The 13,660-nt window shown below is 58.0% G+C and carries 8 protein-coding genes and 1 pseudogene; 8 read left to right on the forward strand and 1 reads right to left on the reverse strand.

Translation table 11 applies throughout. The annotated features are described in order from the left end of the window. Window positions 1-205 precede the first annotated feature (205 nt). The 5 genes and pseudogenes from G7047_RS08555 to G7047_RS08575 all read left to right on the forward strand — a co-directional run bounded on the left by G7047_RS08555 (window position 206) and on the right by G7047_RS08575 (window position 9,159). Window positions 206-4,297: a choice-of-anchor D domain-containing protein gene (locus G7047_RS08555; RefSeq protein WP_166303557.1), complete on the forward strand. Its 4,092-nt coding sequence runs from the start codon at window positions 206-208 to the stop codon at window positions 4,295-4,297. A gap of 2 nt (window positions 4,298-4,299) precedes the next feature. Then, window positions 4,300-4,623 (forward strand): annotated as a pseudogene (locus tag G7047_RS08560) (DDE-type integrase/transposase/recombinase); the annotation flags it as partial. Window positions 4,624-5,203: 580 nt separating this feature from the next. After that, entirely contained in the window at window positions 5,204-6,748 is a 1,545-nt protein-coding gene (istA, locus tag G7047_RS08565) for an IS21 family transposase (protein WP_166303560.1), read from the forward strand. Further along, window positions 6,738-7,541 (forward strand): IS21-like element helper ATPase IstB, encoded by an 804-nt coding sequence (istB, locus tag G7047_RS08570; protein ID WP_166303563.1) that lies wholly within the window; start codon window positions 6,738-6,740, stop codon window positions 7,539-7,541. Before istA ends, istB begins: the two co-directional genes overlap by 11 nt. Window positions 7,542-7,620: 79 nt before the next feature. Further along, window positions 7,621-9,159: an IS3 family transposase gene (locus G7047_RS08575; RefSeq protein ID WP_166303566.1), complete on the forward strand. Its 1,539-nt coding sequence runs from the start codon at window positions 7,621-7,623 to the stop codon at window positions 9,157-9,159. Between the two features lie 143 nt (window positions 9,160-9,302). Here G7047_RS08575 and G7047_RS08580 read toward each other — a convergent pair whose 3' ends face one another. Next, the gene (locus G7047_RS08580; RefSeq protein WP_166303569.1) at window positions 9,303-10,232 is read right to left on the reverse strand and encodes a LysR substrate-binding domain-containing protein; all 930 of its coding nucleotides are present in this window, start codon (window positions 10,230-10,232) and stop codon (window positions 9,303-9,305) included. Window positions 10,233-10,338: 106 nt separating this feature from the next. On the opposite strand from G7047_RS08580, the gene G7047_RS08585 reads away from it, so the two are divergent. The 3 genes from G7047_RS08585 (at window position 10,339) to G7047_RS08595 (ending at window position 13,659) form a co-directional block, all read left to right on the forward strand. Further along, on the forward strand, window positions 10,339-11,511 hold the full coding sequence (locus G7047_RS08585; RefSeq protein WP_166303572.1) for an acyl-CoA dehydrogenase family protein: 1,173 nt from the start codon (window positions 10,339-10,341) through the stop codon (window positions 11,509-11,511). A 62-nt stretch (window positions 11,512-11,573) separates the two neighbouring features. After that, entirely contained in the window at window positions 11,574-12,431 is an 858-nt protein-coding gene (locus G7047_RS08590) for a MaoC family dehydratase N-terminal domain-containing protein (RefSeq protein ID WP_166303575.1), read from the forward strand. Window positions 12,432-12,456: 25 nt separating this feature from the next. After that, on the forward strand, window positions 12,457-13,659 hold the full coding sequence (locus G7047_RS08595; RefSeq protein WP_166303578.1) for a CaiB/BaiF CoA-transferase family protein: 1,203 nt from the start codon (window positions 12,457-12,459) through the stop codon (window positions 13,657-13,659). Window position 13,660: the final 1 nt, after the last annotated feature.

The following is a 13,660-nucleotide window of genomic DNA, read 5'->3' on the forward strand; positions in this document are numbered from 1 at the left end:
GTCCTTGCTTGGGTACATCCTGCGCATTGGACTTATAGAAAAACACCAATCACATAGTCGCCGCATTGTCCATGCGTAAAAACTCCGTCACCTATTCGATTGATTACAAACGGTAACAAACCGAATATGATGCGCCGAAAAGACCGCTGACCTCGTGCGTCCACGGCAATTTGTCCTGCTCCTCCAACACGAGCGCATTTATCTTATGAACACTCCCATAGCCTCAACAGTATCCCGATCTGCCGCACGTTGGCGCCAGCGCCTTGCGGGGGCGTTGATCGGCCTATGGGTCGTGTCCATCGTGATGACGGGTGTGGTCGCCCCGGCGAATGCCTTGGCAAGCGATCGAACCTTCATCGAGATTGCTGCGCCACTGGCTCGTGACAGCGATGCTGAGCCCGATCTCAAGCGCGTGGGCATTCTGGACCAATTCAAGAGCAGCCCCAAGACTCGCCAGGCGCAACCTGTGGCGTTGAAGTCGGTAGCGTCGGCGGGCATGCAAGCCGATGTGGAGCCCAACGGCACATTTGCAACGGCCACGCCGATAACTGGAACGAGTGCGCGGGTGCATGGCAATCTGTGGCCTGCAGGTGATATTGACTATTACTCGTTCGAGGCCCTGGCCGGCGACCGGGTGTATTCCGCCATCATGACTTCGAACTCGGCGGGCGGCAGCACAGACAGTCAACTGACCTTGCTCGCCTCAGATGGCACCACAGTCATTGAGTTTGATGACGATAACGGTACCTTTGCCGGCCTTTCGTCGAGCATAGCCGGCTCAACCATTCCATCTACAGGTACCTATTTCCTGAAAGTGAATGATTTCACAGCAGGCACCGGGAGCATGCGCGGGTACGAACTGTACCTGCGCGTGCAAAGTGGAACGCCCACAGCGGAAGCAGAGCCCAATGACACGCCTGGCACAGCCAACACTTTGCCAGCCAACGGCTGGGTCAGCGGAGCGCGCAACCCGGCAACTGCTTCGGAGCAAGACTGGTTCAGTTTTACGCTCAATGCGGGCGATACGGTTTTTCTCTCTTTGGATCTGGATCCTGAGCGTGACAACGTGACCTGGAATGGCCGAGTGGGGTTCGCATTGTTCGGCGACTCCAACAATCAGATACTCTCGGCTGACGATGTGGGAACCGGTGATACTTCTCCTAACCCCAATTTGCCGTCAGAAGCCATGTTCATGACGGTCAAGGAGGCCGGGACTTATTACGCATTCGTCGATTCGGCCACACCTGGCACAGGCGGGCCCACAGCAACTTATCATTTGAGCGTGACTGTGTTTCCAGCCGTGGACGAGGGTGTGAACTGCACTACGTACAGCAGCGCGGATGTGCCCAAAACCATTGGCCCCGGTGCGTCGTTGACCAGTTCCACCATCACCGTACCTGGCAACCCGCGCATTGCCGATGTGAATGTGAGCATCCAGCTCAATCATGCGGTGATGCAAGACATCGACGCCGTTTTGACATCACCTGCGGGCAGTGCAGTCACCTTGTTCACGGATATCGGAGCAGCGGCCGCGGGCGGGCAAAACCAGATGGACACGGTCTTTGATGATGAAGCGGCCATCCCGCCAATATTCACAGCTCTGAGAAATATGCGCCTCAAGCCGGAAAACAACGCCACCACAGGAACGGCAAGCACCTCAGGAGCGTCGCGTCTTTCCTGGTTCGACGGGCAGAACGCGGGCGGCACGTGGACCCTGAATTTGTATGACGACACTGCCGATACCAATGGTGGCGGGCTCACAGGCTGGAGCATCCGTATCTGCGAAGCGCCACCGCCGCCCTCGTGCCCGGCAGGTACCGTTGCGCAAACCGTATTCAGTACCGATTTTGAATCGGGCGACAGTGGCTTCACGCATGGTGGCACGGCAGATCAGTGGGCACTTGGCACGCCGGCAACAGCGGCCACCAGCACGTCCAATCCTGTAGCGCCATTCAACACATGCAATAGTGGCTCCAACTGCTTCAAAACGAACCTGACGGGCACCTACAACGCAAATAGCCTTCAGAATTTGCTGTCGCCAGCAATTGACTTGACCGACTACGTAGGGCCCGTGGTGGTGAGCTGGGCACACCGGCACCAGTTGGAGGCCGCCAATTTCGATCACTACTATGTGGATGCGATGGATGTAGATGCGCTTGCCAACGTGCAGCGCTTGTTTGAGTGGCTGGACCCCACGCCGATCAGTGCCAGCAATGGCACTGGCAATCCGCAGGTCAACTTTGGTACTGCCATTGGCTGGGGTGTTCAAAACGCCAGAGCCGACAACATGGCCGGGCGCAAAACACAACTCAAGTTCCATCTTGACAGTGATACCACTGTGGAGCTTGGCGGGGTGGCCGTGGACGACGTCACCGTGACCGCCTGCAAACTTGCGTCGGGCGATGTGAGCATCTTCAATTCCAACGGTACAACCCCACCCACTCCGGGAACGAGCACCACCTACACGATCCTCGCCACTAACTCAGGCCCTGCTACGGCCACCGGCGTAACGGTGAATGATGTGTTCCCCGCCGCATGTTCCTCTGTGAGCTGGACCTGCGTTGGAAGCGGCGGGGCTTCGTGCCAGGGCAGTGGCACTGGCAACATCAACGACACCACTGTCTCATTGCCCCTAGGCGCTTTCGCCATCTATTCGGCCGTCTGCAATGTGTCGTCATCGGCCAGCGGGAGCCTATCCAACACCGCTACGGTGGCGTGGTCGGGTGATACCGACAGCACCAACAACAGTTCGACGGACACCGACACGCTCACGCCCTCGGCGAACCTGTCGGTCACCATGACGGACGGCACTCCATCGGTTGTCGCAGGCACCAGCACCACCTACACCATCACCGCCAGCAATGCGGGCCCCAGTGATGCGCCAGGTGCCACCGTGGCAGACACATTCCCTGCGGCCTGCACTGGCGTGACGTGGAGTTGCACAGGCAGCGGCGGCGCAACCTGCACGGCCAGCGGCACGGGCCATATCAACGATACCGTTGCGCTGCCCGCAGGGAGCTCGGTTCAATACCAGGCAAGCTGTAGCGTGGCGTCATCTGCCACGGGTACGCTTTCCAACACCGCGCTGGTCAGCCATGGGTTCATTGCCGATACCAATGCGTCGAACAATATCGCCACGGACCACAACAGCATCATTGCGCCCGGTGCGCTGGTGGCCAGCCCTGCGGCTTTGAATCTAGGCACAGTGCCGGTGGGCAGCGCCTCTGCGCCTGTCACGGTGGAGCTGCGCAACAGCGGCGGCGCACCCGTCACCGTCTCCTCGATTGCCAGCGTTGCAGCACCATTTGCGCACACGGGTGGGACCTGTGCGGCGGTGCCCTTCACGCTGGCTGGCGGTGCGAACTGCACACTGACCTATGTTTATTCACCCACAGTCAAGGGAGCGCACAATGCCACGGTGATTGCAGATGCTGGCAGCACGGGGGGCGCAGCTTCCTTCACTCTCAGTGGAGATGGCACGCAGGGCCAGCTGGTGGCCACGCCTGCCACCACCACATTTGCCCAGACGCAAGTGGGCCAGACATCTACCCCCGCAACCGTGGTGCTCAGCAACAGCGGCAGCGCATCGCTCACCGTGAATACGCTGGCTTCGGCCCCGGCACCCTTTGCACGCAGCGGCGGCACCTGCGCGGCCACCCCCTTCGCGCTGGCTGCGGGGGCGAGCTGCACACTCATCTATACCTATGCACCCACCACGCAAGGGGAGCAATCCACCACCGTGGCGGCAGACGCAGCAAGCGCGGGCGGTAGCGCCTCGTTCACGCTCAAGGGTGAGGGCACAGAGGGATTACTCGCCTTTCTCAGCGCAACGCTGGACTTTGGCGCGCTGCAAGAAGGCAAGAGCGGTCAGCAGGTGCTGACTCTTCAGAACAACGGCAATGCGCCTGCGAGCGTGACCGCTATCAGCCCCGTCACCAGCCCCTTCAGCCGCGAAAGCGGCGGCACTTGCGGCAGTGAGTCATTCACGATTGCGGCGGGAGCCTCCTGCACGGTGAACTACCTGTTCTCCGCGCCCACCAGCATGACCACCCAGTCCGCCGGTGCACAACCCACCGCAAACGCAGTCACCACCAAGGCGAGTACCGTCTACACACAACAGGTGAGCGTCACCTCCAACGCGGGCAACATAGTTGCCACGCTGACGGCCTCATCCGTGACTGCCGCCGCAGTCGTGGTGACATCGGTACCGGTCGATAGCCGGGTGGCGTTGCTCTTGCTGACACTGGTCATCGGCGCACTGACATGGGTAAGAAGGCGCTACTACATGCGAGGCTGATGTTCCGCCAAACAACCGATAGCAAGCATGATTTTCAGGTTCCAGACAACATTCTGGATCGGCAGGTCAATCCGTACGCGCCCAACAAGGCGTGAGTTTGCGATATCACCTATATCCGCACGAGCAGTGGCTGGCTGTGCCTGGCTGCCGTGCTGGATCTGTACTCACGCAAGATGGTAGGTTGGTCACTTACGCCGAACATGCCTGCCCAGCTTGTGCGCAGTGCGCTGCAGATGACAATCGCGCTGCGCCAACCTGCACCAGGCTTGCTGGGTCACAGTGACAGGGGAGTCCAATATGCAAGCACCGCACATCGCAAGCTGCTGGCGTGCGAGGATGCTCTTCTGCGAACAAAAGATGGCTGGCGTATCAAGGCTCGCACGCAAGTGCAGAGTTGGACTGCGAATATTGCTTGATATGTGAAACCCGAACGGGTACTCGGGGGTGCCAAATTTCCGGCACAGACCGACTGCTCAGGTGAGCGTCGCAGTGGTCACGCATAGCAGCAACCACTTCGAGATCGCCACAGGCTGGTTGCGGCCAGTGGACGCTCGGCCATCCAACGACAGCTTCAACCGGGATCGGCCGTCCAGCGCGCGATACCAATGTCCTCGATCAGCCTCTCAGGGTAAGGCAGACAATCAACGTATACACACACTGTAAACTTAAAAGATGTCCGCTGACCGCATCATCTACTGTCTTGAGCGAGTCTCTGATTAAAGAGACTTCGAGCGCCTTTGTTCCGCCCTCCTGGCCGGGACGGACTATCCGGGCATCGATCCACTTAGCGGCACCGGTTGTTGATTTCCACCCAGAAGTGACCCACTAAAGGGTACCTTTTCCATCTAAATCTGACCCACGTAAGAACCCTATCCTGCAGCAACCATAGGCAGCAGGAGACAAGGAGTGATTGACGTGGCAACTCTCAGTGTCATCAGGCGTTGGGCGCTTCGCGAGAAGCTGTCCATCCGGGAGATCGCGCGGCGCACGCACCTCTCGCGCAACACCATCCGCAAATACTTGCGCTCCGATACGGTGGAGCCGCGGTATGCCCAGCGCTCCAATGCCAGCAAGCTCGATCCTTTTGCGGGCAAGCTCACTTCGTGGTTAGTGGTGGAGTCCCGCAAAGGTCGCAAGCAACGGCGTAGCATCAAGCAAATCCAGCTGGATTTGGTGAGTCTGGGCTTTACTGGCTCCTATGGCCGGGTAGCCGCTTTTGCCAGATCCTGGTGTGCGGCGCAACAAACGGCTTTGCAAACCACTGGGCTCGGCACCTTTGTGCCTCTGGTCTTTGGAGCGGGAGAAGCCTTCCAGTTTGACTGGAGCGAAGACTGGGCCGTTATCGCTGGTGTTCGCACCAAGCTGCAAGTGGCGCACTTCAAGCTCAGCTATAGCCGCGCCTTCTACCTGCAAGCCTACCCGCTGCAAACCCATGAGATGCTGTTTGACGCGCATAACCGGGCCTTCGTCGCCTTTGGCGGAGTACCCAGACGAGGCATCTACGACAACATGCGCACTGCCGTCGACCGTGTTGGCCGAGGCAAGCGCCGGGTGGTCAACGCGCGCTTTAGCACCATGGTCAGCCACTATTTGTTTGAAGCCGAATTCTGCAATCCGGCCTCTGGCTGGGAGAAGGGGCAAGTGGAGAAGAATGTGCGTGACGCCCGCCACCGCATCTGGCATACAGCGCTGGCCTTTGCCAGCCTCGATGCCCTCAACTCCTGGTTGGCTGATCGGTGCAGGCAACTGTGGCAAGAGATAGCGCACGGACAGCTGTCCGGTACCGTCTTTGACGCGTGGCAGCAAGAAGTGCCTGCTTTCATGCCCGTGCCCAGGCCCTTTGACAGCTACATCGGATGCGGCAAGCGTGTCTCGCCCACTTGCCTGGTGAACTTTGAACGCAACCGCTACAGTGTCCCTGCCTCCTATGCCAATAGGCCCGTCAGCTTGCATGTCTACGCGGACCGGCTAGTTGTGGTTGCCGAAGGTCAGGCAGTTTGTGAGCACAAGAGAGTCATCAACCGCAGCCACGATGCAGGACAAACCATCTATGACTGGCACCACTACCTGGCGGTGGTACAGCGCAAACCGGGTGCCTTGCGCAATGGGGCTCCCTTTACCCAATTGCCACCAGCCTTCAAGCAACTGCAAGCGGCGCTGGCTCGCCAGCCCGGCGGTGACCGGGAGATAGTCGAGGTGTTGGCTCTGGTACTGCACCACGATGAGCAGGTGGTGCTAACGGCTGTAGAGCTCGCGCTGGAGGCTGGAGCACCCAGCAAGACCCATATCCTGAACATTTTGCACCGCCTGATTGATAGACAGATCGATCCTGAGCCGGTGACATCACCTCAGGCGCTGCATTTGCAAGTGGAGCCTGCCTCCAATGTGTTGCGCTATGACCAGTTGCGCAAAATGCCGGGTAAAAAGCAGGAGGTGCGTCATGCGTCATGACACCAGCCACAATCCGGCGATCGCCTCCATGGTCATCATGCTCAAGAGTTTGAAGATGCACGGAATGGCCCAGGCAACGCTGGAATTGGCAGCGCAAGGTGCTCCCGCCTTTGAAGCGGCTCAGCCGATCTTGAGCCAACTATTCAAGGCCGAGAGTGCAGAGCGAGAGGTCCGCTCGGTGGCCTACCAGCTCAAGGTGGCCAAGTTCCCGGCTTATAGAGATCTGGCGGGCTTTGACTTTAGCCACAGCGACGCCAATGAGGCGTTAGTCAGGCAGTTGCATCGCTGTGAATTCCTGCAGGAAGCCAACAACGTGGTGCTGATCGGTGGCCCTGGCACTGGTAAAACCCATCTGGCTACCGCCCTCGGTGTACAAGCTATAGAGCACCATCACAAACGGGTACGCTTTTACTCCACGGTGGATTTGGTCAACACGCTGGAGCAGGAGAAGGCTGCCGGTAAGAGCGGGCAGATGGCCAGTAGGTTGATTTATGCCGACCTGGTGATTCTTGATGAGCTGGGTTACCTGCCGTTTAGCAGCTCCGGCGGGGCACTGCTGTTTCATTTGCTCTCAGCGCTGTACGAGAAAACCAGTGTGATCATCACCACGAACCTGAGCTTTAGCGAATGGGCCAGCGTGTTTGGAGATGCCAAACTGACAACAGCACTGCTTGATCGACTCACCCATCACTGTCATATTCTGGAAACAGGCAATGACAGCTTCCGCTTCAGGAACAGCTCGGCAGGCATTGCCATGAATAACGAGGAGGCACAGGCAAAACTAACTCTCTGAACCCAGCACAAAGGCGGGTCAGATTTGAATGAAAAACCTGGGGGTGCGGACGAAAACTTGGACTGCCAGGAGGCAGTTCATGTATTCATACGACGATCGCATTCGAGCCGTTGAGCTCTACATCAAGCTGGGCAAGCGCATCGGGACGACTATCCGCCAGCTGGGCTACCCGACGAAGAACGCTTTGAAGAGCTGGCATGAGGAGTACGAGCGGCGCCTGGACCTGTCGTCCGGTTACGTGCGCTCGAAGCCGAAGTACTCTCAAATTCAGAAGGCGCAGGCTGTCGAACACTACGCCGCGCACGGGCGCTGCATCGCCTCCACGGTCAAGGCGTTGGGCTATCCGTGCCGCGATTTGCTGCGTGCCTGGATTGATGAGCTGGACCCCGAGTCCCGGCAGCGTGTTGTCGGCAGGGCCGCCTGTGCACCATGGCCGCTGCAACTGAAGAAGAAGGCGGTCCTCGAGCTGTGCACTCGTGAGGGAAGTGCGCAGGTGGTTGCCCAGAAGCTTGGCGTGAGCAGGCCCACGTTGTACAACTGGAAGAACCAGCTTCTGGGACGGGAGGCACCCGCATCAATGAAACACACCAATCAATCTCCTCAGGTACGAGAGCGCGACGAGCTCGAGCGTCAGCTTGAGGCTTTGCGGCTCGAGGTCAGGCAATTGCGGCTCGAGCAAGACCTCTTGAACAAGGCCAATGAACTGTTAAAAAAAGGCCTGGGTGTCGATCTGCAGCTCCTGTCCAACCGGGAGAAAACACTGCTGATTGACGCCCTCAAGGAGCACTATGGCTTGCCAGAGCTTCTTGCTCAGTTGGGTCTTGCGCGGAGTTCGTACTTCTACCATCGAGCCCGTGCAGCGGTGGGCGATAAGTACCTTGAAGTAAGGCAGTCCATCACCGAGATCTTCGAGTCGAACCATCGCTGCTACGGCTACCGCAGGCTGCAGGCCTCGCTCACCAGGCAAGATGTCACCATATCCGAGAAGGTGGTGCAGCGCTTGATGAAGCAAGAGAGCCTGGTCGTGGCCAAGCCCAAGCGGCGCCGGTATGCGTCCTACCTTGGCGAGATCAGCCCCGCGCCCGACAACATCATCAACCGAGACTTCCAGGCTGCGGCACCGAACGAGAAGTGGCTCACGGACATCACAGAGTTCCAGATCCCCGCCGGCAAGGTCTATCTCTCGCCGATCATTGATTGCTTTGACGGGATGGTGGTGAGCTGGGCCATTGGCACGAGCCCTGACGCGGAACTGGTCAATACCATGCTGGATGCAGCCATCGAGACGGTGACGGACACCGCTGACCGGCCCGTGCTCCACTCCGACCGCGGCGGCCACTACCGCTGGCCAGGCTGGCTATCGAGAATGAGCGATGCCAACCTCATCCGCTCGATGTCCCGCAAGGCCTGTTCTCCGGACAATGCGGCTTGCGAAGGCTTCTTCGGTCGCCTCAAGAACGAACTGTTCTATCCTCGGGACTGGAAGAGCGTCACCATTGCGCAGTTCATTCAGGTAGTAGACGACTACATTCGCTGGTACAACGAAAAGCGGATCAAGATATCCCTTGGCTCACTCAGTCCCATCGAATACCGGGTGAGCCTCGGACTTACGGCATAACACCAGTCCAAGTTTTTATCCGCACCCCCCCTGGGTCAGTTTTGCGTGGAAATTAACAAGCAGCCTCCAGATTACCGGCTTGGCCCCTGGCGGCGTGCCTGACGTCCTCTTCCTGCGAGCACCCTATCTCGCGCGAATGATGTTCAATCGCGCCAGCGCGCCTCCGGCCAACAACCATCGTCAAAAGTTTGGCGCACGCAGTCCAGCAAAGTTGCAACCACATAGCGCACGGGTGCTGTGGCTTGCCTGTTGCTGGAAGCAGCCAGAACGATGGTTCGCTTGAGACCGGGAGCTTTGAGTGGTGCAGCGCTCAATTCACCGCGCTGGATCTCCGGAGCTATGCAAACCAGCGGGAGGATGCTCCATCCTTGGCCCATCATCACCAGTGATTTCTGGATGGAAAGAGCATTCGTTTCAGTGCGGATCTGCAAGCTCACGCCAGCTTCAGTCGCTGCATGCTCGATCACCGCGCGTAATCCTTGCGGAGCGCTGGGCAGGATGAATGGTTCGCGGGCTACTCGTTCGAAGCTCAGTGGCCGTTTGGATGACAGTTTTGCGCTGGCGGGAGCGACTACCCAGAGACTCTCTTCCAGCAATTCCTTCACATGCAGTTGCGGCGTTTCCTTGCGCCCATAAAGCAGAGCCGCGTCTACATCGCCTGCTTCGAGCCAGTCCTGCAAATGGCCTGCATAGCCGATCGTCAGGCGCAAACGGATGTCGGGAAAGCGTTCTGCAACCATCGTGGCCAGGCGCGTTCCGAGCAGATCGGCTGTGCTCGCCAGCAATCCGATGGAAACGATGCCGGCAATGGGCGCATTGACGGGTTTGATTTCAGCTTTGGCACGTGCCACCTCGTTGAGGATGCGTCGCGCGTATTCCAGCATCGTCTTACCTGAATCGGTGAGTTGCATGCCGTGCCGACCGCGGTCGAACAGTTCCGTTGCCAAATCTTCTTCCAGTAGTTTCAACTGCCTGGAAACCGCCGGTTGCACAAGGTTCAGAAGTCCCGAAGCTCGGGTGACGTTGCCAGTCTCCGCCACGGTGACGAAAGCGCGAAGTTGTTTGAGATCCATGGTCATCCTGAATGTTGAAAACTGATGAGTCCATCACGAAATTCTATTTTTCCATGAAACCATCAAATATTAGTATGACTTCATTCACTTCAGCTTCTGCATTTTCATGAACACTTTTTCAATCTCGACGCCTGATCAATATCAGGAAATCCGCGATGCCGTTCGCAGCCTCTGCAAGCAGTATCCAGATGAATACCATCGCAAGATCGACGAGGCGCGTGGCTATCCCGAAGAGTTCGTCAACGCGCTGACCAAGGCCGGCTGGCTGGCCGCGTTGATCCCGCAGGAATATGATGGCCCAGGTCTTTCGATGGCTGAAGCATCGGTCATCATGGAGGAGATCAACCGCTCGGGCGGCAATTCCGGTGCTTGCCACGGCCAGATGTATGTGATGAACACCATCGTTTTCAGCGGCACCGAAGCGCAGAGGCAGAAGTATCTGCCACGCATCGCTTCCGGTGAGCTGCGGGTGCAATCCATGGGTGTGACCGAGCCCACAACGGGAAGCGACACAACCAAACTCAAGACTACGGCGGTCAAGAAGGATGGTCGATGGGTCATCAATGGCCAGAAGGTCTGGATTTCCCGAGTACAACACAGTGATCTGCTGATCTTGCTGGCACGTACTACACCCATTGATCAGGTGCAGAAGAAGAGCGAAGGCCTCTCGTGCTTCATCGTCGAACTGGACAAGGCGATTGGCAATGGGCTTGAGGTGCGCCCCATTCTCAACATGGTCAATCACGAGACCAATGAGCTGTTTTTCGACAATCTGGAACTGCCAGAAGATGCACTGCTTGGAACCGAAGGAAAAGGTCTCAAGGTGCTGTTCGAGGGCTTGAACGCCGAGCGCACTTTGATCGCGTCGGAGTGTATCGGTGATGGGTACTGGTTCCTTGAAAAGGCCTGTAACTATGCCAATGATCGAAATGTGTTCGGTCGCCCGATCGGTCAGAACCAGGGGGTGCAGTTCCCATTGGCTGAGGCCTTCATCGAACTGGAAGCGGCTAACCTTATGCGATGGCGCGCTTGTCAGAAGATCGACGCGCGAGCGAGCGCAGGCACGGAAGCCAACATGGCGAAGTACCTTGCAGCCAAGGCCAGCTGGGAGGCAGCCAATGCATGCCTGCAGACTCATGGCGGCTTTGGATTTGCCTGCGAATACGACATCGAGCGCAAGTTCCGCGAGACACGTCTTTATCAGGTAGCGCCGATTTCAACCAACATGATTCTTGGGCACGTGGCAGAGCACGTGCTGCGCCTTCCGCGTTCGTATTGAGATGCGCTGAAGCGCCGTCTTGTGAATGACAAGTCATGCCGTTAGATCACTTTGGAGAAGTCATGTGCGCAGAGCAGTCTCTTTCTTTGGATGCCTGGGTAGGCCGCAGCATCGAGTTGACCGATGTGGTGACTACCGCACCTGTTTCACTCATGCGAGCCACATTGGACTATCCGCAAGTCACAGGGAGCACGGATCTGCCGCCGCTGTGGCACTGGCTCTATTTCTTGCCGCAGGCACGCCAGTCCGATATCGGTGCAGATGGGCATCCCAGGCGTGGAGGTTTTCTTCCTCCCATCGCATTGCCACGTCGTATGTGGGCGGGAAGCAGGTTGGAGTTTCTGCGACCGATTGAAGTGGGTGCCGCCGTCCGGAGGCTTTCAACGATCAAGAGCATTCAGGAGAAATCGGGGCGCAGTGGAAACCTGATCTTCGTGACGGTTCAGCATGATGCTTCCGATGCTTATGGTGTTGCCGGTCGCGAAGAGCAGGACATCGTGTATCGCGATGCACTAGCCGTAGCTGCGCCTTCCGGGACTTCAAATGTGCAACCAAAGCCGATTAAATGGGACCCTCAGTTCTCACGCACGATCATCCCTGATCCGGTGCTGCTCATGCGTTATTCAGCGCTGACATTCAATGGCCACCGCATTCACTACGACCGACCCTATGCCATGCAGGAAGAAGGCTACCCGGGGCTTGTCGTTCATGGGCCTTTGATCGCCACGCTGTTGCTGGAAGAGCTACGCAGCACCCATTCCGAAAAGTCCATCAGAAGCTTCGATTTCAAGGCAGTGAGTCCATTGTTCGATACCGCGCCATTCAAGGTGAATGTCCGCGTGGATGGCGACACGGCGCGGCTGTGGGCTACTGGGACCGAGGGGCAGCTTGCCATGCAGGCCGGTGCAGTGATGAATTGAGTTCCATCTGGAGAGTTCGCAAGTCATGCAAGTTCAGGAAAATTCAAGAAAAGGTCCGCTCAGCGGAATCACGGTCATCACGCTGGAGCATGCCATTGCAGCGCCTTTCTGCACGCGGCAGTTGGCTGACCTCGGCGCGCGTGTCATCAAGGTCGAGCGCCCGGGCGTTGGCGACTTTGCCCGTGCCTACGATCACCGCACGCGCGGCTTGGCGTCGCACTTTGTGTGGACCAATCGTTCAAAGGAAAGCCTGACGCTCGACCTCAAGCAGGAGAAGGCTTCGGACATCCTTGGCGAACTCATTGCCGGCGCGGACGTGCTGGTCCAGAACCTGGCGCCGGGCGCGGCTGCGCGTATGGGCTTGTCCTTCGAGGCGCTGCATGCTAAGCATCCGAGGCTCATCGTCTGCGACATCTCTGGTTATGGCAGCGATGGCCCTTATCGCGACAAAAAGGCGTATGACTTGCTGATCCAGAGCGAGGCCGCATTTCTGTCGATCACGGGAACGACCAACGAACCATGCAAGGCAGGAAATTCCATCGCAGATATCGCGGCTGGCATGTACGCCTATACCGGCATTCTCAGCGCGCTTTTGCAGAGAAACATCAGTGGAGAAGGCTCGCACGTGGAGGTGTCCATGCTGGAAGCGCTGAGCGAGTGGATGGGATTCCCGATGTATTACGCGTATGACGGACAGAGCCAACCTGGCAGAAACGGCGCTGCGCACGCAACCATCTATCCCTATGGCCCATTCGAGGCCGGGGATGGCAAGGTGGTGATGTTGGGCTTGCAGAACGAGCGTGAATGGAAGGTCTTCTGCGAGAAGGTACTGCATTCACCGGGCCTGGCTACGGATCCGCGATTCGACACAAATGTGCACCGCGTAGAGCACCGCGCGGAGCTCAAGCAAGTAATTCTCGACATCTTCTCAAGCCTCAGCGCGCAAGCAGTCGTTGAGCGACTCGATGAGGCGCAAATTGCCAATGCTGCAGTCAACCAGGTGGCTGACCTTTGGACGCATCCACAACTGCTCGCGCGAAAACGTTTCAGATCCATTGGGTCATCAGCGGGCGAGCTTCAAGCCTTGTTGCCGCCTGCCACGGTCAGTAGTTTTGATACACGCATGGATTCTGTTCCGGGACTGAGCGAGAACAGCGAGGCTATCTTGCATCAACTGGGCCGCAGCGCTGCCGAGATTGCCGCGTTGCGTGACGAAGGTGTGATCTGAT

Origin of the sequence: Diaphorobacter sp. HDW4A, assembly GCF_011305995.1 — a bacterium.
GTDB lineage: Bacteria > Pseudomonadota > Gammaproteobacteria > Burkholderiales > Burkholderiaceae_C > Diaphorobacter_A.